The sequence below is a fragment of the Bradyrhizobium sp. SZCCHNR1051 genome, from assembly GCF_032489615.1.
Taxonomy (GTDB): domain Bacteria; phylum Pseudomonadota; class Alphaproteobacteria; order Rhizobiales; family Xanthobacteraceae; genus Bradyrhizobium.
Map to the genome: position 1 here is coordinate 134,122 of NZ_JAUEYJ010000021.1, position 25,785 is coordinate 159,906.

Annotated in this window: 24 protein-coding genes and 1 pseudogene; 15 read left to right on the top strand and 10 right to left on the bottom strand. The window is 66.9% G+C overall.

Translation table 11 applies throughout. The features are described 5' to 3' along the window. Window positions 1-140: 140 nt before the first annotated feature. From QW868_RS24780 to QW868_RS24790, 3 genes are all read left to right on the top strand, one after another. Window positions 141-2,108: a DEAD/DEAH box helicase gene (locus tag QW868_RS24780; protein ID WP_316231752.1), complete on the top strand. Its 1,968-nt coding sequence runs from the start codon at window positions 141-143 to the stop codon at window positions 2,106-2,108. A 72-nt stretch (window positions 2,109-2,180) separates the two neighbouring features. After that, entirely contained in the window at window positions 2,181-2,582 is a 402-nt protein-coding gene (locus tag QW868_RS24785; RefSeq protein ID WP_315717693.1) for a DUF2177 family protein, read from the top strand. Window positions 2,583-2,665: 83 nt separating this feature from the next. Next, complete coding sequence (locus QW868_RS24790) at window positions 2,666-2,950, top strand: type II toxin-antitoxin system ParD family antitoxin (protein WP_316231771.1); 285 nt, start codon at window positions 2,666-2,668, stop codon at window positions 2,948-2,950. A gap of 183 nt (window positions 2,951-3,133) precedes the next feature. Here the strand turns inward: QW868_RS24790 and QW868_RS24795 are convergent, their stop codons facing one another. Then, a complete protein-coding gene (locus tag QW868_RS24795; RefSeq protein WP_315737673.1) occupies window positions 3,134-3,793 on the bottom strand; it encodes a peroxiredoxin in 660 nt (219 codons plus the stop codon). Window positions 3,794-4,156: 363 nt separating this feature from the next. On the opposite strand from QW868_RS24795, the gene QW868_RS24800 reads away from it, so the two are divergent. Then, window positions 4,157-4,726 (top strand): hypothetical protein, encoded by a 570-nt coding sequence (locus tag QW868_RS24800; RefSeq protein WP_316231753.1) that lies wholly within the window; start codon window positions 4,157-4,159, stop codon window positions 4,724-4,726. 259 nt (window positions 4,727-4,985) lie between these two features. Here the strand turns inward: QW868_RS24800 and QW868_RS24805 are convergent, their stop codons facing one another. Further along, on the bottom strand, window positions 4,986-6,842 hold the full coding sequence (locus tag QW868_RS24805; RefSeq protein WP_316231754.1) for an alkaline phosphatase family protein: 1,857 nt from the start codon (window positions 6,840-6,842) through the stop codon (window positions 4,986-4,988). Window positions 6,843-7,046: 204 nt separating this feature from the next. On the opposite strand from QW868_RS24805, the gene QW868_RS24810 reads away from it, so the two are divergent. Further along, a complete protein-coding gene (locus QW868_RS24810) occupies window positions 7,047-7,541 on the top strand; it encodes a ferritin-like domain-containing protein (RefSeq protein ID WP_315776574.1) in 495 nt (164 codons plus the stop codon). A 179-nt stretch (window positions 7,542-7,720) separates the two neighbouring features. Here the strand turns inward: QW868_RS24810 and QW868_RS24815 are convergent, their stop codons facing one another. Then, the gene (locus QW868_RS24815) at window positions 7,721-8,428 is read right to left on the bottom strand and encodes a TetR/AcrR family transcriptional regulator (protein WP_315780942.1); all 708 of its coding nucleotides are present in this window, start codon (window positions 8,426-8,428) and stop codon (window positions 7,721-7,723) included. Window positions 8,429-8,473: 45 nt separating this feature from the next. Between QW868_RS24815 and QW868_RS24820 the strand changes: the two genes are divergently transcribed. Next, window positions 8,474-9,598 carry an NAD(P)/FAD-dependent oxidoreductase gene (locus QW868_RS24820; protein WP_316182620.1) on the top strand — a complete coding sequence of 375 codons (1,125 nt, stop codon included), beginning with the start codon at window positions 8,474-8,476 and terminating at the stop codon, window positions 9,596-9,598. A gap of 47 nt (window positions 9,599-9,645) precedes the next feature. On the opposite strand, the gene QW868_RS24825 is transcribed toward QW868_RS24820, so the two are convergent. The 3 genes and pseudogenes from QW868_RS24825 to QW868_RS24835 all read right to left on the bottom strand — a co-directional run bounded on the left by QW868_RS24825 (window position 9,646) and on the right by QW868_RS24835 (window position 13,699). After that, window positions 9,646-10,896, bottom strand: a complete 1,251-nt coding sequence (locus QW868_RS24825) for an arsenic transporter (protein WP_316231755.1) — start codon at window positions 10,894-10,896, stop codon at window positions 9,646-9,648. 22 nt (window positions 10,897-10,918) lie between these two features. Beyond that, a pseudogene (locus tag QW868_RS24830) lies at window positions 10,919-11,206 on the bottom strand (MFS transporter); the annotation flags it as partial. A gap of 27 nt (window positions 11,207-11,233) precedes the next feature. Beyond that, the gene (locus QW868_RS24835) at window positions 11,234-13,699 is read right to left on the bottom strand and encodes a PAS domain-containing protein (protein ID WP_316182600.1); all 2,466 of its coding nucleotides are present in this window, start codon (window positions 13,697-13,699) and stop codon (window positions 11,234-11,236) included. 226 nt (window positions 13,700-13,925) lie between these two features. Here QW868_RS24835 and QW868_RS24840 point away from each other — a divergent pair, with 226 nt between their 5' ends. The 5 genes from QW868_RS24840 to QW868_RS24860 all read left to right on the top strand — a co-directional run bounded on the left by QW868_RS24840 (window position 13,926) and on the right by QW868_RS24860 (window position 18,788). After that, window positions 13,926-15,053, top strand: coding sequence for a putative zinc-binding peptidase (locus QW868_RS24840; RefSeq protein ID WP_316231756.1), 1,128 nt, complete (start codon window positions 13,926-13,928; stop codon window positions 15,051-15,053). A 68-nt stretch (window positions 15,054-15,121) separates the two neighbouring features. After that, window positions 15,122-15,340: a hypothetical protein gene (locus QW868_RS24845; protein WP_315737681.1), complete on the top strand. Its 219-nt coding sequence runs from the start codon at window positions 15,122-15,124 to the stop codon at window positions 15,338-15,340. A 156-nt stretch (window positions 15,341-15,496) separates the two neighbouring features. Beyond that, window positions 15,497-17,512 (top strand): acetyl/propionyl/methylcrotonyl-CoA carboxylase subunit alpha, encoded by a 2,016-nt coding sequence (locus QW868_RS24850; protein WP_316231757.1) that lies wholly within the window; start codon window positions 15,497-15,499, stop codon window positions 17,510-17,512. A gap of 110 nt (window positions 17,513-17,622) precedes the next feature. Then, the gene (locus tag QW868_RS24855; protein ID WP_316231758.1) at window positions 17,623-18,489 is read left to right on the top strand and encodes an isocitrate lyase/PEP mutase family protein; all 867 of its coding nucleotides are present in this window, start codon (window positions 17,623-17,625) and stop codon (window positions 18,487-18,489) included. Then, entirely contained in the window at window positions 18,486-18,788 is a 303-nt protein-coding gene (locus tag QW868_RS24860; protein ID WP_315737684.1) for an acylphosphatase, read from the top strand. The genes QW868_RS24855 and QW868_RS24860 overlap by 4 nt, the downstream gene beginning before the upstream one ends. Before the next feature lie 117 nt (window positions 18,789-18,905). Here the strand turns inward: QW868_RS24860 and QW868_RS24865 are convergent, their stop codons facing one another. After that, window positions 18,906-19,715: a class I SAM-dependent methyltransferase gene (locus tag QW868_RS24865; protein WP_316231759.1), complete on the bottom strand. Its 810-nt coding sequence runs from the start codon at window positions 19,713-19,715 to the stop codon at window positions 18,906-18,908. Between the two features lie 149 nt (window positions 19,716-19,864). On the opposite strand from QW868_RS24865, the gene QW868_RS24870 reads away from it, so the two are divergent. Genes QW868_RS24870 through QW868_RS24880 form a run of 3 tightly spaced genes read left to right on the top strand, consistent with a single transcriptional unit; the run spans window position 19,865 to window position 22,544 of the window. Continuing rightward, window positions 19,865-20,434 (top strand): GbsR/MarR family transcriptional regulator, encoded by a 570-nt coding sequence (locus QW868_RS24870; RefSeq protein ID WP_316231760.1) that lies wholly within the window; start codon window positions 19,865-19,867, stop codon window positions 20,432-20,434. A gap of 17 nt (window positions 20,435-20,451) precedes the next feature. Continuing rightward, the gene (locus tag QW868_RS24875; RefSeq protein ID WP_316231761.1) at window positions 20,452-21,111 is read left to right on the top strand and encodes a DUF4166 domain-containing protein; all 660 of its coding nucleotides are present in this window, start codon (window positions 20,452-20,454) and stop codon (window positions 21,109-21,111) included. Continuing rightward, entirely contained in the window at window positions 21,108-22,544 is a 1,437-nt protein-coding gene (locus QW868_RS24880; protein WP_316231762.1) for a TIGR01777 family oxidoreductase, read from the top strand. The genes QW868_RS24875 and QW868_RS24880 overlap by 4 nt, the downstream gene beginning before the upstream one ends. 13 nt (window positions 22,545-22,557) lie before the next feature. Here the strand turns inward: QW868_RS24880 and QW868_RS24885 are convergent, their stop codons facing one another. Beyond that, a complete protein-coding gene (locus QW868_RS24885) occupies window positions 22,558-23,604 on the bottom strand; it encodes an AraC family transcriptional regulator (protein ID WP_315799218.1) in 1,047 nt (348 codons plus the stop codon). 59 nt (window positions 23,605-23,663) lie between these two features. Then, window positions 23,664-24,521 carry a LysR family transcriptional regulator gene (locus QW868_RS24890; RefSeq protein ID WP_316231763.1) on the bottom strand — a complete coding sequence of 286 codons (858 nt, stop codon included), beginning with the start codon at window positions 24,519-24,521 and terminating at the stop codon, window positions 23,664-23,666. A gap of 108 nt (window positions 24,522-24,629) precedes the next feature. Between QW868_RS24890 and QW868_RS24895 the strand changes: the two genes are divergently transcribed. Next, entirely contained in the window at window positions 24,630-25,058 is a 429-nt protein-coding gene (locus QW868_RS24895) for a 4-oxalocrotonate tautomerase family protein (RefSeq protein WP_315776563.1), read from the top strand. 2 nt (window positions 25,059-25,060) lie between these two features. Here QW868_RS24895 and lipB read toward each other — a convergent pair whose 3' ends face one another. Continuing rightward, a complete protein-coding gene (gene lipB, locus QW868_RS24900; protein ID WP_315737691.1) occupies window positions 25,061-25,783 on the bottom strand; it encodes a lipoyl(octanoyl) transferase LipB in 723 nt (240 codons plus the stop codon). Window positions 25,784-25,785 lie beyond the last annotated feature (2 nt).

The following is a 25,785-nucleotide window of genomic DNA, read 5'->3' on the forward strand; positions in this document are numbered from 1 at the left end:
GGGCCGCGCGGCCGTCGACCATCGGTATCGCCTGGCCAGGCTGGGCGCACTGAGCAGGACAGGATTTGACCGTTCACGGCCCTCGTGTTCCGGCGCGGCATGGCGTAAAGCAGCCGGATCGAAACGAGGTTTCCGGTCACTTGTCCTTTCCCACGACGAATCCGCCGCTCGCCCGCGCTCTGGCCGAGCGCAATTATGAAACTCCGACGCCCGTACAGCTCGCCGTGCTTGCGCATGACGCCGTCGACCGTGACCTCCTGGTTTCGGCGCAGACCGGCTCGGGCAAGACCGTGGCCTATGGGCTGGCGCTTGCGAACAACCTGCTGGGCGAGGCCGAGCGGTTCGAGCGGGCCACCGCGCCGCTGGCGCTGATCGTGGCGCCCACGCGCGAGCTTGCCTTGCAGGTCCAGCGCGAGCTCGCATGGCTTTATCAGCACGCGGGCGCGCGCGTCGTCTCCTGCGTCGGCGGCATGGATCCGCGCCGCGAGCAGCGCGAGCTGGAGGCAGGGGCCCACATCGTCGTCGGCACCCCCGGGCGGCTGTGCGATCATCTGCGGCGCGGGCGTCTCGATATCTCGGAACTGAAGGCCGTGGTGCTCGACGAGGCCGACGAGATGCTCAATCTCGGCTTTCGCGAGGACCTCGAGTTCATCCTCGAGACCACGCCGGAAACGCGCCGGACGCTGCTGTTCTCGGCGACTTTCCCGCGCGGCATCGTCGCGCTGGCCAAGCAGTATCAGGACGACGCCTTCCGGATCGAGGTCGAGGGCGACGAAGGCGGGCATGCCGACATCGAGTACCGCGCCATCCGCATCGCCGCCGACGATGTCGAGCATGCGGTCGTCAACGTGTTGCGCTTCTACGAGTCGCCGAGCGCGATCGTGTTCTGCAACACCCGCGAGAAGGTGCGCCATCTGCAGGCGGCGCTGCTGGAGCGCGGCTTTTCCGTCGTCGCGCTGTCGGGTGAGCTGACCCAGAACGAGCGGACCACGGCGCTGCAGTCGCTGCGCGACGGGCGCGCGCGGGTGTGCGTGGCAACCGACGTCGCAGCACGCGGCATCGATCTCGCGAAGCTCGACCTCGTCGTCCACGCCGAGCTGCCGAATGATCCCGAGGTGATGCAGCATCGCTCGGGGCGCACCGGCCGCGCCGGCCGCAAGGGCGTGAGCGTGCTGCTGGTGCCGCCGGCCCGCCGACGGCGCGCGGAAACGCTGCTGAACCTCGCCGGCATCGAGGCCGCGTGGGGCGCCGCGCCGCAGGCGGATGAGATCCGCAAGCTCGATCAGGAGCGCATGCTGCACGACCAGGTGTTCACCGAGGAGACGACGGCGGAGGATCTGGCGCTCGCGCAGGCGCTGCTGGCGGAGCGGTCGGCCGAGGACATCGCCGCCGCATTGGCGCGGCTCTATCGCGCGCGGCTGCCGTCGCCCGAGGACATTCTCGATCCAGGCCAGGATCGCGGCCGTGCGCGCGAGGATCGCGGTCGCGACACCGTCAGGCCGGCGCGCGGCGAGGAGCGGCCACCGTCGCCCCGAACGAAGACGGGGAAGCCGTCGGCGCGCCACGGCATGGGCGAGCCGAGCATCTGGTTCCGGGCGGCGATCGGGCGCAGGAAGAATGCGGAAGCGCGCTGGCTGCTGCCGATGATCTGCCGCCGCGGCGGCATCGACAAGCACGACATCGGCGCCATCAAGATCCAGGACACGACGACCGAGTTCGAGATCGCCGCGCGCGTCGCCGACGCTTTCACTGCGAACATTCGCCGTCCCGACAAGGAGGACAATATCCGGATCGAGCCGCTGGCGGGCGCGCCCTCGGGGCCGGCGTCGCCGGACAGGCCGCGCGCCGACAGGCGGCCGCCGCGGCGCGAGGCGGACGAGACGGCCTACCATCCGCTGCAGCGCGATGAGCCGCGCGGGGGCAGGGACGCCAAGCCGCGCGCCAAGCCGCATCGCGAGGGGCCGGCGAAACCCGGCCAACAGCCGGCGTTCGCGAACAAAAAGCAGCATCGCGACAAGTCCAGCCACGGCGGACAGACGTATTCAGACAGACCCTCGCGGTCGAAGGCGCCGGGTGGAAAGAAGGCCAAGGCCAAACGCCGCGGCTGATTGGCCCGGCCCGGGCGGGGGCTGCCGTCGCTCCGCGTTATCGGCAGCTGAGCCACCAGGGAGGAGCCGCGCATGAGCCGGTACGCCGTTCTGTATTTCGCGACGCTGGCCGTGCTGCTCGGCTTCGACATCCCGTTCCTGAGTGTCGTCGCCAGGGGCTTCTTCCAGTCGCAGGTCGGCGAGATGCTGGGCGAGATCCGCCCCGTGCCGGCGGTGCTGTTCTATCTGCTCTATGTCGTGGGCGTGCTGATCTTCGTCAGCGGGACGGCCGACGCGACATGGCGCTCGACCTTGCTCTACGGCGCGCTGTTCGGGCTGTTCTGCTACGCGACCTTCGAGCTGACGTCGCTGGCGATGCTCAAGCAGTGGACCTGGGCGGTGGTGGCGGTCGACATCAGCTGGGGCGTGTTCGTGACGGCGGTGTCGGCGACACTCGGGCTGCTGATCGCGGACTGGGCGACGCCACGGGGCTAGCACGTTCCTGGGCCTGGAAGCCTGGCGACAGGAGCCGTCGCCCGTGGCATAGTGAGCCTATAAGTCACGCAATGGGCTTTGCGATGCCGGTACGAAACGTCGTTCTGACGGACGATCAGGAAAAGATCGTCCAAGGTCTGGTGGAGTCCGGCCGGTACCAGAACGCGACTGAGGTGCTGCGCGATGGGCTGCGTTTGATCGAGCAGCGCGAGGCCGAAGATGCTGCACGGCTGAACGGCCTGCGCGAGGCCGCGCAGGCCGGTTTTTCTGCGCTCGATCGCGGCGAGTTCAAGGAGTTCACCAGCATGGACGAGCTTGAAGCCTATCTCAACGGCCTCTCGGACAGGCTTATCAGCCGCGCCGATTGATCGCCGCGCCCGCACGGGAGCATCTGACGATGGAGGAGACGTGGAGAGTTCGTCTCAGTGCTCTACCGCGTGGGTGGCCGTGGGATCATCGAGATCGGCCGCATCCTGCATGACCGTATGGACCTGCCGCGGCATTCGCCCTTCCCATCCGAGAAGGGCGAATGAACTTGGCCGCTCGAGCACTCACTTCGGCTGCGGCACCACGCGCAGATAGGGCTTGGGCGCCTTCCAGCCGTTCGGATAGATCGTCTTGGCCTCGTCGTCGGACACCGATCCGGCGATGATGACGTCCTCGCCCTGCTTCCAGTCGGCGGGGGTGGCGACGCGGTGCTTTGACGTGAGCTGCAGCGAGTCGATGACGCGAAGAATTTCCTGGAAGTTGCGCCCGGTGGTCATCGGGTAGACCAGGATCAGCTTGATCTTCTTGTCGGGCCCGATGATGAAGACGTTGCGGACGGTCTGATTGTCGGCCGCGGTGCGCTTGGACGGATCACCGGAGATCGCCGCCGGCAGCATGTCGTAGAGCTTGGAGACGTTGTAGTCGGTGTCGCCGATCATCGGATAGTTCGGCGCCGCGCCCTGCGTCTCGCGGATGTCCTCCGACCATTTGGCGTGGTTGTCCACCGGGTCGACCGACAGGCCCATCAGCTTGACACCGCGCTTGTCGAACTCCGGCTTCAGCCGTGCCAGCGCGCCGAGCTCGGTGGTGCACACCGGGGTGAAATCCTTCGGATGCGAGAACAAGAGGGCCCAGCTGTCGCCGATCCAGTCGTGGAATTTGATCTTGCCTTCGGTGGTGTCTGCCTCGAAGTCCGGGGCAGTGGAGCCGATCTGGAGAGCCATGGCAGTCCCTTTCAGTACAGGTGGCGGGAATAAATCTTCTAAACACTATAGGAAATGCCGCCGCGGAAGGGAACTGGCTGACGGAAAAGAGAAGATAATTGCCTCAAAGCTCACGCGGCCAACAACTTCTTTTGAGTTTCCGGGCTGCGGCGAAACATCCGTGAGACGACCGGTTGCCCAGATTTCGCCATCTGTTGGTCGCAACACGCCGCCCCCTGACGCCCCTTGGCTTTGAACCGTGATCGAGGTCACTGCGGCAAATCGGCAACCGATACAAAAACCCACGGCACCGTTTCGAACCGTTAACCACTCGTTCAGACGCGCGCCGACAAGGTGGGTCAACACAGCAACTGAGAAGAGAACATGGCTACCTCTGCACCAAAAACCATCGGCATCGATGGTCTCGAACCGTCCTCCTGTGAGACCGCTGCCTTCGCGCTCGGCATCGTGCGCGACGGCGTGATCACCGGCGAGGGTCCGACCACCGCGGGACGCGTGCATTTCTCCCGCGTGCTCGATGCCGATGACGCCGCCTGGTGCGCGCGTATTCTGAGCGCTGCCGCGATCAACGACGTGCCCGTCAGCCGCGCCGAGGCCGAAGCGCTGTTCGCGATCGATGCCGCCGCGACCGAGCGCAAGGACGACGGCCGGTTCGAGGATCTGCTCGCCAAGGCGGTGGCGCATCATGCCGCGGCCGCCTCCGGCCTGCCGGTGCCGCCGCGCAGCGTGGCGCTGTCGCCGGAGACGGCGATCGAGAGCTGGGCTCCAGTCAATGCGCGGGGCCTCCGCACCGATGCGCTGGAGTGGGTCGCCCAGCAGATGCGCGGCAAGCGCCAGGGCAACCGCGCGCTGATGGCGATGGTCGCGACGCTGGTCGGCGTCACCGTGCTGCCGCTGGCGCAACTGCCGTCGATGATCGACATCGGCATGTAAGCGCGTCGCGTTCATCCAAAGGCACGAGTTCGACGAGCGCGATGACCTCATCGCGCTCTTTTCTTTTTGACCGGCGGCGATCGCATGACGGCTCTTGATGGCGCCGCCCGGCCGGTGAATCAATCGGCGGTGCGACATGCGGGAACGGTCTCCCTGGGTATCGCTGCGCTCACCCGGGCTACGGCACCGCGTCTAGTCGAAACAGAAATGCCCCACTTTCGCGGGGCACTCTGCTGATCGCGTAGAGGTGGCGGACTGACTACTTCGCCGCCGCCGTTTTCTTCGGCGCCTCGTCGTCGAGTCCCACGGTGCGGCCGGGGAAGCCGGCGGCGTCGAAATAGCGCTGGGTGCCGACGCGCTGCAGCTTCAGCACGGTGCGCAGTCCGCCGGCGGCCGGATCCGACTTGATGACGTCCGACGTCGCCTTCGGCGTGGTGCCGTTCGGCATCGCCTCGGTCATGATGCGGCCGATCAGTCTGCCCTTCGGAGCGACCTTGAGGTCGAGCAGCTTCGCCGCGGTGATGCCGACATCGGCATTGCTGACGGGCAGGGGATCGACGAAGCCCGCCTTGAAGTCGGGTCCGGTGGCCGCCATGAAGCTGTAGGTGTCGCCGCGGCCGAACGAGCCGTGCATGCCCTGGCCCTGGCGCAGCACGGTGTCGGCAACCTCGACCTGGCAGTTGCTCGGCTGATCGCAGCCCGGTGCGACATAGGAGCGGAAGTTGACCACGATCGCCGGATGCGGCGTCACCGCCTTGCCCTGCAGGTTGATCCGCGACAGCGGCAGCGTGCCGGGAATCTCGCCGAGCTTGTCGTCGACGAAGATGCCGGAGACGTAGTCCTGCGCCAGCAGCGCCTTGACGGTGCGGCGGGCGAGCTTCCTGTCGTTGTTGGGCAGATAGATCAGGTCGGAGCCGCCATTGGTGGCGACGACGAGATCGGGCTTGGTTGGATCCTTGCCGAGCACGCCGTTGCCGGCCTTCGGGTGCTTGCCGTCGGGCACCGCTGCGTTCTTGTCGTTGGGATCGAACAGCGGCAGGCCGAGCGCCTTGGCTAGGTCGATCGCCAGGAAGCCCATCGGCAGGAAGTCCTTCGGCGTGTCGTCGTAGCTGACCTTGGCCGATGGGCTGGTCTTGCTCTCCTTGGAGATGGTCGAGAAGCCGTGGTCGGCCTGGACCATGATGTTGGTCGAGGCGGCCAGCCCGAGGTCGTCGAGCGCCTTGCGCAGCGCCGCCAGATTGTCGTCGGCATTCCTGATGCCGGCCATCGACGTCGGACCATTGATGCCCGGCGTGATGGTGTTGAGGCTGTCGCCGTGATTGTGCTGGCTGCCGTCCGGATCGCGCGACCAGAACACCAGAACGAACGGCTTGTTGCGGGCCTTGAACAAAGGCAGCACCGCCTTGGTGGCGACGTCGACCATGTAGGCCTGCTGCGCGACGTTGGCCGAGGTCGTGCCCGGCGTCTTGGCGTCGCCCGCCTTTCCGTTGTCGCCGCGCGACGGCGTCGCCAGCGGCAGGCCGGCCTTGGTCATGGCGTCCTTGACCTCGTCGGTGACAGGCACGCCGTTCTTATTGCCCGTGGAATCGTCGATCACGATCGAGGAGGTCGCGCCGGGCTTGCAAGGGCAGCCGGTGTGGTCGAACAGGTAGGTCGGGCCGACTTTGCCGATCGCGGCGGTCGAATAGCCGGCCTTGCGGGCGAGCTTCAGGATGGTGTCCTCGTTGAGGTAGTCGCCGTTGAAATGCTCGTCGATATCGCCGAGCACGGCGTCGTTCTCGATGAAGGGCACGACGGTGCCGCCGGCCGGCGCCGAGGTGTAGCCCGTGAAGATCGTGTTCGAGAACGTGCCGGTGTCGCCGAGATAGTGGCCGGTCGCCATGGCCGAGCCGTTGGCCATCGTGAAGGTCGGAAACAGCGAGTGCGAATTCTTGAAGTTGACGCCCTTGTCGCGGACGGCGGCCATGGCCGGGGCGGTCTCCGGCGTCACCTTGAGCGCACGCAGGCCGTCGGGAATGAACAGGATGAGGTTATGGGGGGGGGCGTTCTGCGCAAATGCGGCTCCGGACGACAGCAAGGTCAGTCCGGCGCACAGCAGCACGAGCGGGCGGCGCATTGAAAACTCCTGAAGGCAATCGGCGGAATCGCGGCGTCTCGCCGCAGGGAAGAGCTGTAGTTTTGCCGGGTGACAGTTTTGTTACAAGAGGCTCGGAGGCCGCCGACAGCGCTCCGGGCAGGATTTTCTTGCGGCGGGCTCGTCGGTGGCAGGAACTAGGGTATGGCTTTCTGGTTGTCGGCTCACAATCAACAGGAGCACACCATGCCTGCCGACAAAGACCTCAACGAGCTCTTCCTCGATACCCTCAAGGACATCTACTACGCCGAGAAGCAGATCCTGAAGACGCTGCCGAAAATGGCCAAGGCGGCGCAGTCGGAGAAGCTGGCGGCGGCGTTCGAGAAGCACCAGGAGGAGACCGAAGGCCAGATCGAGCGGCTCGAGCAGATCTTCGAGCTGATCGGCAAGCCCGCCCGCGGCAAGAAGTGCGATGCGATCGAGGGCATCATCGACGAGGGCAAGGAAATCATGGACGAGTACAAGGGGACGCAGGCGCTGGACGCCGGCCTTCTTGCGGCAGCGCAGGCGGTCGAGCACTATGAGATGTCGCGCTATGGCACCCTGAAGGCCTGGGCGCTCAAGCTCAACCTGCCGAAGGCCGCCAAGCTGCTCGACCAGACGCTGAATGAAGAGCGGAAGACCGACGAGACGCTGACCAAGATCGCTGAGACTGCGGTCAACTACGAAGCCGCGGCATGACCATCGGCCGATCGTGATCACAACGCCGCCAGCGTGCCACCAGCGCTGGCGGCGGCGTCACGAGTCGCACCTTCGGAGCCTGGTTGGAGCCTGCCAAGGCGCCGACCTCGATATTCTCCCGCCGGTTGCGCATCTCCTTGCGTTCGGAGGAGGCAGGTGGGCTGCAAGTCAGCCGCTGCCTATCGGATGGTCCCGATCCCGGCCAGGATGAGGTCGATGCCGGCAAGAAATTGCTCGCGGTCGTCGTGCTCGCGCAGCTCCGTCGCCACCCGATGCACGAACGGATACTCCGCGGGATCGAGCTGTGTCCACCGTGCGGCGACCGATCGGAGGAACGCCGCGCGGTCCGTCTCGCGCGGGAGGAGGCGGGCGTTCGCGGCATTCTGCCCGGCCACGCCAAGGATGTAGTTCAAGAGCGCGGACGCGGAATCGAACAGGGCGCTTTCGGGGACACCGAGCGTCTGGAGCCGTCCGCCGACGCTTTCGACGATCTGCAGCATCGCGGACCGCCACGGTTCACGGAAAAGCTGGGCACCCACCCAGGGGTGGGCGTCGATGGCGTCGAACACCCCGAGGGCAACGGCACGGATCGCCTGTCGCGGCTCTGCATCGCCCACGACGCCGGTCATGACACGGGCAATGACGTCATCGGTGGCCGCTGCGAGCAGATCGCTCTTGTTGGCGACGTGCCAGTAGATCGCCCCGCTGCCGGTCGCCAGGCGAGCTGCGAGCGCGCGGAAGGTCAGAGCGCTTTCGCCCTCGGTGTCGAGGATCTTGATCGCGGCCTCGACGATTCTCTCCTTCGAGAGCGCATCCGCGCGCCGTTCCGTCCGTTGTGTTCTGCTCGCCATGACCATCATCTTGACATGATTGGAACGTTGTTCCAATCAACTTTCATGGAACGACGTTCCAGTCAATTTGAAAGGCAGATGATGACGACACCCGTCACGATCGTCGGCGCGGGCCTCGGCGGCCTTACGCTCGCACGCGTCCTCCATGTCCACGGTATCCCGGCGACGATCTATGAGGCGGAGCCATCCGCCGAAACCCGGGCGCAAGGCGGCCAGCTCGATATTCACGAGCACGACGGGCAACGTGCCCTCGCAGACGCCGGCCTCATCGATGCGTTCCGTGCGATCATCCATGAGGGCGGCGCGGCGTCGCGCGTGCTTGACCGGCATGGCACGGTGCTGCTCGCGCAGCCCGATGACGGCCGACGCCCCGAGGTGCTGCGGGGTGATCTGCGGCGGATTCTTCTCGAGTCCCTGCCAGCTGAGACGATCCAGTGGGGCAAGAAGCTGACCGGCGTCGTGCGCCTCGGCGACCACAGGCACGAGCTGAGATTCGCGGACGGGGCGAGCGTGGTCACGAGCCTGCTGGTCGGCGCCGACGGCGCCTGGTCGAAGGTCCGGCCCCTGCTGTCGGCCGCCAAGCCGGAATATGTCGGCACGACGTTCGTTGAGACCTACCTGCATGACGCCGACGAGCGGCACACCGCGGCGGCCGAAGCAGTCGGCGGCGGCGCATTGTTCGCGCTCGCTCCGGGACAGGGGATCTGCGCGCACCGTGAGGCAGGACAGGTTCTTCACGCCTACGTCGCGCTGAACCGCTCCGCCGAGTGGATCGCCGGCATCGACTTCATGGACGCTGCCGCCGCGACGGCGCGAATTGCGGCCGAGTTCGACGGATGGGCGCCTGCGCTCACCGCGCTGATCACCGACGGCGAAACCCCGCCGGTCCCGCGCATGATCCACACGCTTCCGAACGACCATCGGTGGGACCGTGTGCCTGGGGTGACGCTTCTCGGTGATGCCGCGCACCTGGCGCCGCCGGCCGGCGAGGGCGCGAACCTGGCGATGTTCGACGGCGCCGAGCTCGGCAAGGCGATCGCTGCCCACCCCGGCGACATCGAAGCGGCACTCGCCATCTACGAAGCAGCGCTATTCCCGCGCAGCTCGTCGGCGGCCGCAGGCGCGCATCAAATCCTCAAGCTCTGCCTCGGCGACAGCGCACCATTCGGGCTCGTCGACTTCTTCAACGGTGCCCTGGAGAGGTAGGGCGGGCTCCCGCCTTCGTCACCGTGCCCACCGCCATCACATCGATGTCAGATCGCTGCGGCCAGCGCCGCGATCAGCGCTGGCGGCGTTGCTACGAGTCCGATCTTGAGAAACTGCCAGGCGGACACCTCGATTTTTTCGCGCCGCAGGGCGGTCAGCCACAGGATGGTGGCGAGCGAGCCGGTCACCGAGATGTTGGGGCCGAGATCGACGCCGATCAGAATTGCACGGATGACCTCATGCGGCAGGTGATCGCTGGCCGCCACCGAGCCGGCGACCAGTCCGACGGGAAGATTGTTGGCGATGTTGTCGGCGATCGCCGTGATCAGGCCCGCGGCCCAGGCGGCGCCAGCCGGTGAGCCGGTAACGCCCTGGTGCAGCCAGGCGCTGAGCTGGCCGATCGCGCCGGCCCGGTTCAGGCCTTCGACCATCACGAACAGGCCGCCGACCAGCGGCAGCACGCCCCAGGACACGCCTTTGATCGTGGGCCATGGCGACTGCCGGCTGATCAGCAGGATCGCGGCCGCCGTGACCACGCCACAGACGAAGGTCGGCAAGCCCAGTTGCACGTCGAGCGCCGAGGCGGTCAGCAGCACGGCGGCAATCGCCATGATTCCGACCGCGGCGAGCCGGCCCTCGCGGCTCAGATGCGGCTTGTCGACATCGGTCCGCAGCGTCTCCTCACGGAGCGCGCGGCGCTGGGTCAGCCACAGCGCGACATAGGTCAGGGCGATCGCGGCCATCGAGGGCAAAGTGAACTGGCGCAGCCATTCGCTGAGATGCGGCATGCGTTCGCCGAACACGACCAGATTGGCCGGATTGGAGATCGGCAGCACGAAGCTCGCGGCATTGGCGATGAAGGCGCAGACGTAGAGATAGGGCAGCGGCGAAGCGCCGGCGGCGCGCGTGGCGGCATAGACGGCCGGCGTCAGCACGATCGCGGTGGCATCGTTGGAGAGCACCACGGTGACCAGGGTACCGACCGCATAGACCAACAGGAACAGGAGTTGCGGCGAGCCGCGCGCATGCTCCACGGCATAGGCCGCGAGATAGTCGAACAAGCCCTCGCGGCGGGCCAGCTCGGCAATCAGCATCATGCCGATCAGGAACAGATAGACGTCGACGCCCTTGCGGATGCCGGTGAGCGCATCAGCGACAGGCAGCAGGCCGAGCGCGACCAACAGGATCGCGCCGGCGACGGCCCACACGGCCTCGGGCAGCCGAAACGGGCGGATGATGACGCCGGCGGTGGCGGGAATGATGATGGCGTAAGCGAGCCAGGTATCTTGCAGGGACATGATCAGGGATCGATAGAGCAAATCATTCGGCGGGGATAGCGGGCGAGGACGCCGCATCCGGATGCGCGGCCTCCGGTCCACCGGTCTCGGGAAGCAGCCGCCAGCATACGATCACGGCGGCCGCGCCGAAGGCCAGGAACGCGGCGCTGTAGCCGCCATGGACGACGACCGGGCCCGCCAGCGCGGTCGACAGCGCCGCGCCAATGCTCTGCGCTGTAATCACGGCGCCCTGAGCAATGTTGAAGCGGCCGGTGCCGCGCATCAGGTCCGCGACGATCACCGGCATGATCGCGCCGAAGATGCCGGCGCCGGGGCGCGCGAAGCGCGCACTACCTACTCAGCGCGGCAGCGGCGCCTTCTCGGCCATCGCCTTGCGCAGGATGCGCGACAGCGACTCCACCGAATAGGGCTTCTTGATCAGCTCGAAGCCGTGATGGGCGTTCTCCGCGAGCACGTGGCTGTAGCCGGATGTCAGCACCACCGGCAGGCCGGGATAGCGGTCGCGGATGATGCCGGCGAGCTCCAGGCCGTTGATGCCGGGCATGATGACGTCGGAGAACACGAGGTCGACCGCGAATTCGTCGTTCGCCAGGATTGCCAGTGCATCGGCGGCATTGGCGACGCGGCGCGTCACATAGCCGAGGTCCTCGAGCAGCTCGGTCGAGAACTGCCCCACCTCGTCATTGTCCTCGACCACGAGCACGCGGTAGCCGCGCCCGATGGTCGCCGGCTCGATGCGCGCGGAGCCGGCTTCCGTGCCGGATTGCGGTGCCGTGGCCTGCGGCAGGTAGATCGTGAAGGTCGCGCCGTGGCCGATGCGGCTGTCGACCGCGATGTCGCCTTCGGACTGCTTGGCGAAGCCGAATGCCTGGCTGAGGCCGAGACCCGTGCCCTTGCCGACCTCCTTGGTGGTGAAGAAGGGTTCGAAGATGGCGTTGAGGTGCTGAGGCGCGATGCCGCCCCCGGTGTCGGCGACCGAAATCGCGATGAAGGCACCGGGCCGGGGGCCCTGGCCACGCAAGGCCGGGATGCTCTCGGTCCGCTGCACGCCGATTTTCAGATGTCCTTCACCGTTCATGGCGTCGCGCGCATTGACGGCGAGGTTGATCAGCGCGGTCTGGAATTGCGCGACGTCGGCGAGGGTGAACAGTCCGCTGTTCGTGACCGCGAGCTCGATCTGGATGCGGCCGCCGACGAGAGGACGGATCAGCTGCACGACGTTTTCGACCTGCTCGCCAACGTTGAACACCTGCGGCGTCAAGGGTTGCCGCCGCGCGAAGGCCAGAAGTTGCGCGGTCAGCTTCGAGGCGCGCTCCACCGTCTCGGAGATCGCATCGACATAGCGCCGGCGCCGCTCCTCGGGGAGATCGCGGCGGCGCAGGAAGTCGGTGGCCGAGCGGATGATGGTGAGCAGGTTGTTGAAATCGTGCGCGACGCCGCCAGTGAGCTGGCCGATCGCCTCCATCTTCTGCGACTGCCGCAACAGCTCCTCGCCCTGGATGCGCTCAGTGACGTCGACCGCCTCGGCGACCGCGCCGGTGACCACATCATGCTGGTCGAACAGAGGCCGCATCGAAAGCTCGAAATGTCGCTGGCCGCTGGCGAAATCGAGCCGCATCTCGGTCCGAAAGCTCTCGCCGGCGAGAACGCGGGCGAACGCCTTGCGCAGCATCTCGGTCACGCCCGGCGTATGGGTGAACCAGGGCGCATCCCAGAGCGGCTGGCCGATGACGTTCACTTCACCGGCGCGCATGCCGGCGACCGCGATGCGGTTGGCATGCAGCACGCGGCCCTCGACGTCGAGGATGGCTTGATACTGATTGCTGGTGTCGAAGATCGCGCGCATGCGCGCTTCATTGGCCTCGAGTTGGGCGGTGCGCTCCTTGATCCGCTCTTCGAGGGTCTCGTTGATGCGGCGCAGCTCGATCTCGGCCTGCTTGGCGGCCGTGACGTCGTGAGCGACGCCGATGAATCCGACATGTTTGCCGTTCGCGTCCCAGCGCGGCTGCGATTCCGATCGCAGCCAGCGCCATTCGCCGTCGGCGCGGCGGTAGCGCGCCTCGAGGAAGAACGGCTTCAGCGAGCGCTCTCCCGATTGCTGCTGCTCCAGGATGCGCGGAAGGTCCTCGGGATGCAGCACCTTGCGCCAGTCGAAGGCCAGCGTCTCGTCATGGGGCAGGCCGAGGAAATCGACATAGGCGCGATTGACGAAGGAGCGGGTGCGGTCGAGCTTCGTCACCCAGATCGGCACCGGGGCGCTGTCGGCGATCAGCCGGAAGCGCTCCTCGCTCTCGCGCAGCTTGGCCTGAGCCAGCATCTGGTCGGTGACGTCGATATGCGCGCCGACCAGGCGGATGGCGCGGCCGTTCCAGTCGCGCTCGATGCGGGCGATGACGCGGACCCAGCGGATCTCGCCATCGCTGGGACGGATGATGCGGTATTCGGTGGTGTAGTCCTCCTGCTTGCTCTTGACCGCGGCGATGAACTCCTGCTCGGCCTTGACGCGGTCGTCGGGATGGACGCGCCTGACCCAGTCTTCGTGAGTCTCGTGAACGGCTTCCGGCGGCAGGCCGTGAATGATCAGGTATTCGGGGGAGCGGCGGTTGCGGTAGCCTTCGCGCAGGTCGACCTCGACGCCGCCGACCCGGGCGATCCGCTGGATGCGCGCGAGCTCCGCCTCGCGTTCCTGCAGCGCGCGATAGGCCTCATCGCGATCGCGCGCAATCTCCTCGATATGCTGGCGCAGCGCGTCGGCGGCAGCCTCCGGCCTCACGTCGTCTCTGGGCGCATCCGCGCTGTTCATGCTGACCTGCACTGATGTGGCGAGCAGTCGCCCGAGAATTCCATCGCGGGTGTTCGGAAGCTTGGCGACATTGGGACCAAGGAAAGCAAACTGACCAGAGATTAAGGCGGGCAAACGCCGGCATGACGAGAACGTCGGGGCAGACAAAAAGTTCCGCGCTCCCGGAACGGACTGTTACTGTCGTGCGTCGTCAGGCCCTGAACACCGCAACACGTAGGTCCACGCCGTGAAGCTCTTCGTCTGTCAGGTCTGCACGAACATCCTGTACTTCGAGAATCGGAGCTGCGGGCGCTGTGGCCATCAGCTCGCCTTCATGCCGGAGCGCCAGATCCTGTCGGCGATCGAGCCGGCGGAGGAGGGCTTTCGGACGCTCACCGACCACGGGACGGGGCGCTTCTTCTGCGCCAATGCCGAGCACGACGCCTGCAACTGGCTGCTCGAGACCGGCGAGACCGCAGGCTTCTGCCGAGCCTGCCGGCACAACGGCACCATTCCCAATCTGTCCGATCCCGCGCAGCTTGCGGGATGGCGCGAGCTGGAGGTGGCCAAGCACCGACTGTTCTACTCGCTGATCCGATGGAAACTCCCTGTGAAGACGCGGATCGAGGACCCCGAGCACGGGCTGATCTTCAACTTCCTCGCCGATGACCCCGTCGGCCAGCAGAAGGTCATGACGGGCCACGACAACGGCCTCGTCACCATCGCGCTGGCCGAGGCCGACGATTTCGAGCGCGAGCGACGGCGGCTCGAAATGGACGAGCCGTACCGGACCTTGCTCGGTCATTTCCGCCACGAGGTCGGGCACTATTTCTGGGACGTGCTGGTGCGCGATGCCGGCAGGCTCGAGGAATGCCGGGCCGTGTTCGGCGACGATACCCAGGACTACGGCGAGGCGCTGAGGCGGCATTACGATCAGGGGCCTCCGGTGGACTGGCAGGACAATTTCGTTTCGGCCTACGCCACCACGCATCCGTGGGAGGATTTTGCCGAGACCTGGGCGCACTACCTCCACATCGTCGATACGCTGGAGATGGCCTCCGAGTTCGGCATCGAGATCGATCCGCCCGCCGACCAGATCGGCGGGCTGACGGCGCGCGTCACCTTCGATCCGTATGTCGCGGAGGATTTCGACACCATCGTCAACGCCTGGCTGCCATTCACCTTCGCCATGAACAGCGTCGCCCGGGCGATGGGCGCGCGCGATCTCTATCCATTCATCCTGACGCCGCCGGTCATCGGCAAGCTCGGCTTCGTCCACCATCTGGTGCGGCAGGGCGCACAGCAAAAGTCTGTCGCTCTGGCTCCCGAAAAGCCACAGGCCGAGCCTCAGCAGGAAGAGATCGGGGCGGCGTGATCCGCCTTGACTCCTTCGAACATAAGGTGAACATGGCGGCGTGACCGGAGCGAGGACCGTCATCGCGCATGCCCAGATCGCAATCCAAGACCGATGCCGCGGACACCGAAGACCTCGCGCTGGACGCCGCCGTAGACCAGGCCATTGCTGCCTGCGGGGGCGATCCGCGGGCGGCCATTCGTGCCCTGATCGTTGCGAACGATTTTCTCGAGACCGAGGTCGGCGAACTGATGAAGGCGGTGTCGCACGCCTATGCCCGCGGACGTTTCCACAGCTATTCCGGCTGACGGCAAGGGACGCGGCTGGCATGCCTCGCCGGACGGCAGGGGCGGAACGAGAGGCGGGTTGCGCGCGGGCGATTTTGGTATAGACGAACCGGTCAAGCTCGCGGTGTTACGCCTGTGCCACGAGCGGGGAGCCCGCCCAAAGGTATCAAGCAAGAAATGTTCAAAACCATTCTGATCGCGAACCGCGGCGAGATCGCCTGCCGGGTCATCAAGACCGCCCGCCGCATGGGAATCCGGACCGTTGCGGTCTATTCGGAAGCCGACCGCGATGCGCTTCATGTCGAGATGGCCGATGATGCCGTGCTGATCGGCCCGCCCGCCGCCGCCGAGAGCTATCTCCTGATCGACCGCATCGTCGAGGCCTGCCGCAAGACCGGCGCCGAGGCGGTGCATCCGGGCTACGGCTTCCTGTCCGAGCGCGAGGCGTTTCCGCGGGCGCTGGCCGAGGCTGGCATCGTCTTCATCGGCCCCAACCCCGGCGCCATCGCCGCGATGGGCGACAAGATCGAATCGAAGAAGGCGGCCGCCAAGGCCAAGGTCTCGACCGTGCCAGGCTTCCTCGGCGTCATCGAGGACGACAAGCATGCCGTGCGCATCGCCGACGAGATCGGCTATCCCGTCATGATCAAGGCCTCCGCCGGCGGCGGCGGCAAGGGCATGCGCATCGCGCATTCGACCGCCGAGGTGGCCGAGGGCTTCAACCTCGCCAAGGCCGAGGCCAAGGCCTCGTTCGGCGACGACCGCGTCTTCATCGAGAAGTTCATCGTCGATCCCCGCCACATCGAGATCCAGGTGCTCGGTGACAAGCATGGCAACGTGATCTATCTCGGCGAGCGCGAGTGCTCGATCCAGCGCCGCAATCAGAAGGTCATCGAGGAGGCGCCGTCGCCGCTGCTCGACGAGGAGACGCGGCGCAAGATGGGCGAGCAGGCGGTCGCGCTCGCCAAGGCCGTGAACTACGACTCCGCCGGCACCGTGGAGTTCGTCGCCGGCCAGGACAAGAGCTTCTACTTCCTGGAGATGAACACCCGCCTGCAGGTCGAGCATCCCGTCACCGAGCTCGTCACCGGCATCGATCTCGTCGAGCAGATGATCCGCGTCGCCGCCGGCGAGAAGCTCGCGCTTGCGCAGAAGGACGTCGCGCTGACCGGCTGGGCGGTGGAGTCGCGCGTCTATGCGGAAGATCCGTTCCGCAGCTTCCTGCCCTCGATCGGGCGCCTCGTGAAGTATCGCCCGCCGGCCGAGAGCAAGGCGGACGGCATCACCGTGCGCAACGACACCGGCGTGCAGGAGGGCGGCGAGATCTCGATCTACTACGATCCGATGATCGCCAAGCTGGTCACCCATGCGCCGTCGCGGGCTGCCGCGATCGAGGCGCAGTCGACCGCGCTCGATGCGTTCTATGTCGATGGCATCCGCCACAACATCCCGTTCCTGTCGGCGCTGATGAACCATCCGCGCTGGCGCGAGGGAAGGCTGTCGACCGGTTTCATCGCCGAGGAGTTTCCCAAGGGCTTCGCCGCGCGTGCGCCGGAAGGCGAGATCGCGCGCCGGCTAGCGGCGGTGGGTGCTGCGATCGACCACGTGCTCGGCGAGCGCAAGCGGCAGATCTCGCAGCAGATGATCGGCCGGCCTGTGAGGCGGCAGGGCCGCCGCGCGGTGTGGCTCGGGCGTGACGAGATCCTGCTCGACATCACCAGGGAGAACGGCGCGATCACGGTCCGCTTCGTCGGGGCCGACGGCAAGGTCGGCGCGGCGCATCAGTTGGTGTCGGACTGGAAACCGGGCGACGCGGTCTGGCACGGCACCATCGATGGCGCTGCCATCGCGGTGCAGACGCGCCTCATTGCGAACGGCGTGCGGCTCGCGCATCAGGGCGTCGAGGCGCCGGTCTACGTCTACACGGAAGCCGAGGCGACCGCGGCGCGGCTGATGCCGGTCGTCGCCGCCGGCGACAGCGGCAAGAAGCTCTTGTGCCCGATGCCCGGCCTCGTGGTCTCGATCGCCGTGACCGAAGGGCAGGAGGTCAAGGCCGGCGAGACGCTCGCCGTGGTCGAAGCCATGAAGATGCAGAACGTGCTGCGCGCCGAGCAGGACGGTACGGTGAAGAAGATCCACGCGACAGCCGGCGCTACGCTTGCGGTGGACGCGCTGATCTTGGAGTTTGCGTAAGCAGCAGTCATCGTCATTGCGAGCGCAGCGACGCAATCCAGAGCTCGACAGATAGCTCTGGAATGCTTCGTCGCTTCGCTCCTCGCAATGACGGGAAAGAGGGGGCGAGGATGACCTTCCGTGCATGCAGAGAGGCGCTCCGTGCGATCCTCGCCGGCGATCGCTGCATCCATCCGGGCTCGGTGTACGACGCGATCTCGATCCGCATCGCCGAAGATCTCGGCTTTGAGCTCGGCATGTTCGGCGGTTCGGCTGCCTCGCTCGCCGTCCTCGGCGATCCCGACATCGCGCTGATCACATTGACCGAGTTGGCCGAGCAGATGCGGCGGATGTCGCGCGCCGCCGCGCTGCCGGTGCTGGTCGATGCCGATCACGGCTATGGCAATGCGATGAACGTGCGCCGCACGGTGCAGGAGCTGGAGGCGGCCGGTGCCGCGGGTCTCACCATCGAGGATACGCTGCTGCCGCAGGCTTTTGGCGAGGCGAAGCCGCAGTTGATCTCGCTCGCCGAAGGGGTCGGCAAGGTGAGGGCAGCGCTCGACGGCCGAGGCGATCCCGCGCTGGTCATTCTGGGGCGAACCGGGGCCGTCTCCATCGCCTCGCTCGACGACGCGATCATGCGCGCCAAAGCCTACGAGGCCTGCGGCGTCGACGGCCTGTTCTTCACCGGCATCACCTCGCGCGATCAGCTCGATGCAATTACGGCAGTCACCACATTGCCGATCGTGCTCGGTGGCGCGCCGGAGGAGATGTCCGATCTCGGCTATCTCGCCTCGCGCCGCGTCCGCGTCGCGCTGCAGGGCCATGCACCGATCGCGGCCGCGACGCAGGCGGTGCATGAGACGCTGAAGGCGCTGCGCAAGGGCGCCTCGCCGAAGCAGCTCAAGGGGCTGCCGTCGGCCGAACTGACCGCGCGCGTCATGCGCGATGGCGACGTGAAGAAGAGACTTCGCGAGTTCCTGGGGCTTGGTTCATGATCGGTCGCGCCATCGTCCACGTCACGGTCCGCGGCCGCGTCCAGGGCGTCGGCTACCGCGCCTGGGTCGAGGACCAGGCCATCCTCAACGGGCTCGAAGGCTGGGTCCGCAACCGCAGCGACCGCAGCGTCGAGGCGGTCTTCGCCGGTCCCGCCGATGACGTCGCGGCGATGGTCACGGCCTGCCGCAAAGGGCCGCCGGCTGCGCGTGTCGACGACGTGATCGACGTCGCCGGGACGGTCGATCAGCTCGCATTGCGTCGGCCCGGCGAATCGTTCTCGGTGCTGCAGACGGCGTAGTCGTCTTCCGTTGCCGACTACCGATCGTGCACATTTGTCGGCTTCCTGTTCTGGACGGCTTTGGTCCTGCTGCGGGTGCATTTCACCCGCGGTGCACCGTAGAGCGGCCGCTGTCGCTCACCCAGCCGAGATCACCAGCGCCTGTATGCGGCCCTCGATCGGTCCGTCGCCGAACCGGCGCGCCAGCGCGTTCGCGGCCGCCTGCGTGACGGCTGCGAGGCCGGGCGTGCCGCGCGCTTCGATCTCGCCGCGCATCGGCGTGCCCTGGCAGAACGCCATTGCCGACTGATGTGGCGAGGCGGCGCGGCTGCGATGTGCAACCGTCTCGATCACGATATCGGTGAAGCCTGCTGCTGTCAGATCGGCCTCGATCCGCCCGGTGTCGTAGTAGCCGTGCGGAGTCCGGGTGAAGAACTGCGGCGGGTTTTCGGGGAACACCTGCTGCAACGTCTCGTGAACGACGTGAGGGATTTCGTTCTCTTCGATCCGGTCCCAGACATTGAAGATGAAACGTCCTCCGGGCCTGAGCACGCGGCGGGCCTCAGCATAACCCTTGACGCGATCGGGGAAGAACATCGCGCCGAACTGACATGCGACGGCATCGAAGCTCGCGTCGGCAAACGGCAGGGCCAGCGCATCCGCTTGACGAAATGCGATACGGCTCTCGGTGGCGAGATGCGTCTTCGCCTGTGCGAGCATCGGCTCGTTGAGGTCGGTGGCGGTGATCCGGACCTCCGGCGGCAGTTGCGCGTGCAGCGCCCTCGTGACCACGCCGGTGCCCGCCGCCGTCTCCAGCACGTCGCGCGGCAGGCAGGCCGCGATGCGCCGCGCAAGATCCTGCGCGTAGGGCACGAAGATCAAGGGCACCAGCAGTTGATCGTAGATCTGCGGGATCGATCCGGTGAAGGCCTTGTCGGATGCCGTCATGGCTTGCTCCTGTTGCAGATGGGGCAGGCGGGGATCAGGCGGTTTCGGCGCGCGCAAAATGGGCGCTGTAACATCCGTCTCGCCGGCCACCCGCCCGGTTCAAATAAGACGCTCTTGACATTCACTCTCTACGATCAGATATTTCTGTCATGAAAGAAATAACAGGCAATCGGAAGCTTCCACCCGCCGTCGAGCGCTTCATCCTCAACTGGGGCGACATGGGCGACCAGTGGGGCGTGAACCGCTCGGTGAGCCAGATCCACGGGCTGCTGTATCTCGCCGAGAAGCCGGTGACGGCGGAGGACATCGCCGACACGCTCGGCATGGCCCGCTCCAATGTCTCGAACTCGCTGAAGGAGCTGCTCGCCTGGGGCTTGATCCGGCGCGTGCCGATCCTCGGCGACCGCCGCGATCATTTCGAGGCCGAGACCGACATCTGGGAGGTGGCGCAGCGGATCGCGGCCGGCCGCAAGGAACGCGAGATCGATCCGGCCATCGCGGCGCTGCGCGCCTGCGTCGCGGAAGCGACCGGCGATCCCACGATCAGCGCGGTCGCAGCCAAGCGTCTGAAAGACATGCTGGCGTTCACCGAGCTGATCGACCGCTGGTACGTGCAGATGCTGAAGGTGCCGCGGCCGCGTCTCGTCGCGCTGATCAAGCTCGGCGAGAAGATTGCAAATCTGTTGCCGTCGGGAAGGTCCAGGTCCGGCAGCGCTTGAGGAGAGTGGAGGGCGTCATGGTCACCATGCGACATCTCGGACTTTCAACGCCCTCCAGCGCCCGGCTCCATGATGATCACAGGTTCCGCGCGCTGCTGTCCGCCGAAGACTGGGGACGACTGCCGGTGTCGATCTGGCGCCGCTTCTCCAAGAAACTCGCCGACGGCGCCACCGTCGTCTATGTCGGCGAGGTCGATCAGGCCGAGATCAGCCGTGCCGGATTCTGGTTCGCGCATCTGGCACGGCTGATCGGCGGGCCGCTGCCGACGCGCGCGGACATCGGTGTGCCGATGATCGTCGCGGTGACGGAGGACGCGGCGAGAGGCGGTCAGATCTGGACACGCATTTGCGGGCGCCCGCATGGCTTCCCGCAGGTGATCCATTCCGCCAAGCGCTTCGCCGGTCCAACGGGGCTCGAGGAATATCTCGGCTGGGGCCTCAGCATGAGCCTGCGTGTCGGCGTCGCCGATGGGGCGCTTCATTTCCATAGCGCCGGCTACACGTTCGACTTCGCGGGCCGGCGCTGGGCGCTGCCGGCATGGCTCACGCTCGGCGACCTCACCGTCACCCATTCCGATCTCGGCAGCGGCGTCTTTCGCTTCTCGCTCGAGATCACCCACCCGCGCTTCGGGCGCATCATCCGCCAGAGCGCCGTGTTCCGGGAGTCCACACCATGACGCCGCTGCTCTGGTCCCTGATCGCGCTGCAGATCGTGATGGGCGTGTTCGACACCTTCTATCACCATGAGTTCACCGAGCGCCTGGCGTGGCGGCCGTCGCAGCAGGGCGAGCTCAAGCTGCACGGTATCCGCAACGTGCTCTATGCGCTGCTGTTCGCCGTCCTCGGCTGGTGCGAGGTGCATGGATTGTTCGCAATCCTCGTGCTCGCGGTGCTCGTGGCCGAGATCGCCATCACCTTGACCGATTTCGTCGAGGAGGATCTGACGCGCAGGCTCCCACCGAGCGAGCGTATCAATCACACTCTGCTCGCCATCAACTACGGCGCGATCCTGATGCTGCTGGTGCCGCTGCTGATCGGCTGGGCGATGTGGCCTTCGGCAATCGTGCCGGCCTATGCCGGCGTGCTGAGCTGGATTGCGGCTGCCGCCGCGGCTGGCGCTGGCCTATGCGGTCTGCGCGACTTCGCCGCGGCGCGACGCCTCGCGCGGATGTCACAGCCCGATGCCGCCGCGCTGGTCGCGGCGCTGCCGGCGGCGCAGACCATTCTCATCACCGGTGCGACCGGCTTCATCGGCACGCGGCTGGCGGCGAGTCTTACCGCGGCCGGCCATCACGTCGTCGCCCTGGTGCGCGACCCGGCCAAGGCCGCAATGTTGCCGGCGCCACTGACCTTGATCACCGGTCTCGATCAACTCGCCTCCGACACCCGCATCGACGCGATCGTCAATCTCGCCGGCGAGCCGATCGGCAACGCACCGTGGACGGCGGCCAAGCGCGCGACGATCCTGCAGTCGCGGCTGGCTACGACGGAAGCCGTCGTCTCTCTGATTGCTCGGCTCGACCGCAAGCCGAGTGTATTGGTCAACGGCTCGGCGATCGGCTGGTACGGCCTGTGGCAGGACCAGCCGCTGACCGAATCCGCCAAGTCGCATGCCTGCTTCAGTCATGACCTCTGCGACGCCTGGGAGCAGGCGGCTCGCGGTGCCGAAGCACATGGCGTCCGCGTCGCATTGCTGCGGATCGGTCTCGTCGTCGGCCGCGACGGCGGCTTCCTGGCGCGGATGCTGACGCCATTCGAATTCGGCCTGGGCGGGCCATTCGGCTCCGGCCTGCAATGGATGTCCTGGATCGAGCGCGACGATCTCGTCCGGCTGATCGCGCATGTGATTGCGACCGAGACCATCACCGGGCCGGTCAATGCGACAGCGCCGCTACCGGTGCGCAATCTCGCCTTCACCGCCGAGCTCGCGCGCTGCCTGCGGCGACCGGCGCTGCTGCGCGTTCCCGCCGGCCTGCTGCGCCGGATCGGCGGCGACCTCGCCGAGGAGCTTTTGCTCGGCGGCCAGCGCGTGGTGCCGAACAAGGCGTTGTCGAGCGGTTTCGTGTTCCGCCATCAGAGCCTGCGCAGCGCGCTCGAAGCCATCCTGTGAGCGGCCGAAAGCGTCACGATTGCTCGGCGCGCGTCATCGTCGCCGATGGCAACTCGCCGAACGTGGCGCGATAGTAGCGGGCGAAGTGTCCGGCATTGGCAAAGTTGCAGGCGGCGGCCGCCGCCGCAACCGTGACGGCCGGATCGCCGGACCGCAGCATCTCGTGGGCGCGCCGCAGGCGCACCGACTTGGCAAAGGCCATCGGCGAATAGCCGCGCACGCGCTCGAACAGACGGAAGATCGAGCGGGCGCTGACGCCGGCTTCGCGCGCAAGGCGCTCGATCGTGATCGGCTCGCGCCAGTTGGCCTCGATGTAATCTTCGAGCCGCTTGACCAGGCCGAAATCCGGCATCGGAGAGGGATCCAGGAGCGTGTCGCGGAAACGATGACGGCTCGCGCAGAGGAACGCGACATGCACCGCATCCTCCAGCTCGCGATAGACCGCAGCGGGGAACGCCGCATCCTGCTCGTTCAGCTGGGTCGTCAGGAAATCGAGCAGCCGCATCAGGCTGCGGGCCTGCGGATCGGCGGCCGGAATGGCGGGGGCGACCGCAAAGTCGGCGCGCGGCTGCACGCCGACCAGCGCCGTCAGGCGCCGCCGCAGCGCTTGCGGATCGAGCCGCAAAGTGAGGCGTCGATGGCCACCCTGGCACGCCATCTGCCATGGCACGCCGGCCGGCGCGACTGCGAACTGATGCTCGTTGACGTCGGTCGCCTCGCCGCGGGCGCAACTGACCGCGCGTCCCTTCAGGGCGATCTGCACCCTGATGAAGTCGGCCGCACGATGGTCACAGACCATGTCGCAGGTCGTGGTGCCAAAGGCGAGGCCGATGGTCTCGAGTTCGATCAGGTTGACGATCGCCTCGAAGCGCTCGGCGTTCCTGAAGTCGACGCGCTCGGCGCCGAGCCGGCGCCCCGCGAGGTCGCGCAGCACGTCGGCGTTGGAGGTTCGGATCAGCGCGTGGCGATGTAACGGTTCGAGGCCGGTCGCGCCGGTCGAGGCCGGGCTCGGCTTTGCTGGGGCGCTGACGAGGTCAGCTGCGGTCAAGAGACGGTTCAAGCCGCTGCTCCTGAGCTCCGATCATCAACCCATGCTACATCAGGCTCCGCGGGCGTCAATTACTTCGACATCGCGGCGCTTCGGAAGGCCGCGGCCAGCGTGCGCAAGGCCGCGCGCTTGGCCGCGTCTCCTGCCTTTGCATGCAGCATCACCTTGGAACGGCCGAGCTTGGGCAGGCCGAGATCCGGTCCGACATCGATCAGTCCGCTCGGCGCGATCCGGCGGGCCAGCGGCGCAACCGCAAGACCGGCGCGCGCGGCCGCCGCAACGGCCGTCACCCCGCCGCCGACGAACGTTTCGCTGAAGCTGATTCGGGCGCGCTCGAGAGCGCGGACCGCGATACTGCGCACGCCGCAGGGCGGCGCGAGCGTGGCGAGCGGCAGCGTGCCGCCCGCCGGCAGACGAAATCTGGGAGCTGCGAACCAGCCGAACTCGTCCGTGATCAACGCCTCGCCACCGCGGCGGCTCGCCTCCTGGCGGACGATCACGGCGTCGAGCTTGCCGGCATCGTAGCGGTCGAGCAGGTCGCGCGAGAAGCCGATGCTGACCGACAGGACGAGGTCCGCCGTGGCAGCATGGAGCTGCTCGAGCATCGGCACCAGCTCGGGGCCGGCGACGTGATCGCTGATCCCGAGCGACAGAAGCGGGCGGGTGCGGGGCGCTCCCGTGAGCGCGAGGTCATGCGCGGCAACCAGCGCGCGGGCGTTCTCGGCGAAAGCCGCGCCGTCGGCGGTGAGCCGGACCGCGCGCGGCGAACGCTCGACCAGCCGCTTTCCGAGCAGCGCTTCCAGTCGCTGCAGCTTCAGGCTGACCGCGGCCTGGGTGGTGCCGAGCGTCTCGGCCGCCCGCGTGAAGCTGTGCAGCTCGCTCACCAGCAGAAAGGCGCGGACGGTCGCGATGTCGAGCGTGGCGGTCATATGCGTCTGTTATCATTGATATCCATATCGATAACGTACCAAAATGGGCGGCGTGGGGCTAGCTTTGCTCTCGAAGCGCAGTCACGCGCTCGAGACCGGGAGCCAAAAATGCCATTGATCAACATCATCTATGCCAGCCAGCGTCGCTCGCCCGCGCTGAAGAAGGACATTGCGGACGCCGTCACCGAACTGACCGCACGCATCCTGCGCAAGGATCCCAAGGTCACCGCCGTCATCGTCTCGGAAGCGGATGCCGCGGACTGGTTCGCCGGCGGCGCCGCGCTGGCGGAGCAGGGGCTTTCAAGCTATTGGATCGACGTTCACGTCAGCGAGGGCACCAATACCAAGGACGAGAAGGCCGCCTATCTCGCCGCGGTGTTCGCGCGCATGGCCGAGCTGATCGGACCGCTGCATCACGAGACCTACCTTCATGTCGACGAGGTCAAGGCGGATGCCTACGGCTTCGGTGGCTTGAGCCAGGAGCGCCGCTATGTCGCGGCGAAGCTCGGGGTGCCGCCGCAGCAGGGCGCTGCGTGAGCTCATGCCGTCTCCGGCTGCGCGACGCTGACGGCGCCGAACACGCTCTCGAACGCCTGCCGGAACGCGATGTCGACATCGGCGAGCGTCACCGGCAGGCCGAGATCGACCAGGCTGGTGACGCCGTAGCGCGGATCGGTCACGCCGCAGGGCACGATGGCCTGAAAGTGCGACAGGTCCGGCTCGACATTGATGGCGATGCCGTGAAACGTGACCCAGCGCTTCAGCCGCACGCCGATCGCGGCGATCTTGTCCTCATGGCCCTCGCCCTTGTCGGGCCGTTTGACCCAGACACCGACGCGATCCTCGCGCCGCTCGCCGCGCACATTGAAGGCGTCGAGGGTGCGGATGATCGTCTCCTCGAGCGCGGCGACATAGGCGCGTACGTCGGGGCGCCGCCGCTTGAGGTCGAGCATGACATAGGCCACCCGCTGGCCGGGCCCATGATAGGTGACCTGGCCGCCACGGCCGGTCGGCACCAGCGGAAAGCGCGGATCGCGCAGGTCTTCCGCCTTGCCCGACGTACCGGAGGTGTAGACCGGCGGGTGTTCGAGCAGCCAGACCATCTCCGCGGCCTCGTTGGCGGCGATCGCCGCCGCCCGCGCCTCCATGAATTCGGTGGCCTGGGCGTAGTCGACCAGCGAATCGGAGATGCACCACGCCACGGCGTTGCCGGGGGGGCCCGCAAAGGTGGTCAGGTCGAGTGTTTGGCGGCTGTTAACCATTG

Coding starts and splice junctions, on each gene's coding strand:
- QW868_RS24785 (WP_315717693.1), top strand. CDS start 2,181: ATGAGCCGGTACGCCGTTCTGTATTTCGCGACGCTGGCCGTGCTGCTC.
- QW868_RS24790 (WP_316231771.1), top strand. CDS start 2,666: ATGCCGGTACGAAACGTCGTTCTGACGGACGATCAGGAAAAGATCGTC.
- QW868_RS24795 (WP_315737673.1), bottom strand. CDS start 3,793: ATGGCTCTCCAGATCGGCTCCACTGCCCCGGACTTCGAGGCAGACACC.
- QW868_RS24800 (WP_316231753.1), top strand. CDS start 4,157: ATGGCTACCTCTGCACCAAAAACCATCGGCATCGATGGTCTCGAACCG.
- QW868_RS24805 (WP_316231754.1), bottom strand. CDS start 6,842: ATGCGCCGCCCGCTCGTGCTGCTGTGCGCCGGACTGACCTTGCTGTCG.
- QW868_RS24810 (WP_315776574.1), top strand. CDS start 7,047: ATGCCTGCCGACAAAGACCTCAACGAGCTCTTCCTCGATACCCTCAAG.
- QW868_RS24820 (WP_316182620.1), top strand. CDS start 8,474: ATGACGACACCCGTCACGATCGTCGGCGCGGGCCTCGGCGGCCTTACG.
- QW868_RS24825 (WP_316231755.1), bottom strand. CDS start 10,896: ATGTCCCTGCAAGATACCTGGCTCGCTTACGCCATCATCATTCCCGCC.
- QW868_RS24835 (WP_316182600.1), bottom strand. CDS start 13,699: ATGAACAGCGCGGATGCGCCCAGAGACGACGTGAGGCCGGAGGCTGCC.
- QW868_RS24845 (WP_315737681.1), top strand. CDS start 15,122: ATGCCCAGATCGCAATCCAAGACCGATGCCGCGGACACCGAAGACCTC.
- QW868_RS24850 (WP_316231757.1), top strand. CDS start 15,497: ATGTTCAAAACCATTCTGATCGCGAACCGCGGCGAGATCGCCTGCCGG.
- QW868_RS24855 (WP_316231758.1), top strand. CDS start 17,623: ATGACCTTCCGTGCATGCAGAGAGGCGCTCCGTGCGATCCTCGCCGGC.
- QW868_RS24860 (WP_315737684.1), top strand. CDS start 18,486: ATGATCGGTCGCGCCATCGTCCACGTCACGGTCCGCGGCCGCGTCCAG.
- QW868_RS24865 (WP_316231759.1), bottom strand. CDS start 19,715: ATGACGGCATCCGACAAGGCCTTCACCGGATCGATCCCGCAGATCTAC.
- QW868_RS24870 (WP_316231760.1), top strand. CDS start 19,865: ATGAAAGAAATAACAGGCAATCGGAAGCTTCCACCCGCCGTCGAGCGC.
- QW868_RS24875 (WP_316231761.1), top strand. CDS start 20,452: ATGGTCACCATGCGACATCTCGGACTTTCAACGCCCTCCAGCGCCCGG.
- QW868_RS24880 (WP_316231762.1), top strand. CDS start 21,108: ATGACGCCGCTGCTCTGGTCCCTGATCGCGCTGCAGATCGTGATGGGC.
- QW868_RS24890 (WP_316231763.1), bottom strand. CDS start 24,521: ATGACCGCCACGCTCGACATCGCGACCGTCCGCGCCTTTCTGCTGGTG.
- QW868_RS24895 (WP_315776563.1), top strand. CDS start 24,630: ATGCCATTGATCAACATCATCTATGCCAGCCAGCGTCGCTCGCCCGCG.
- lipB (WP_315737691.1), bottom strand. CDS start 25,783: ATGGTTAACAGCCGCCAAACACTCGACCTGACCACCTTTGCGGGCCCC.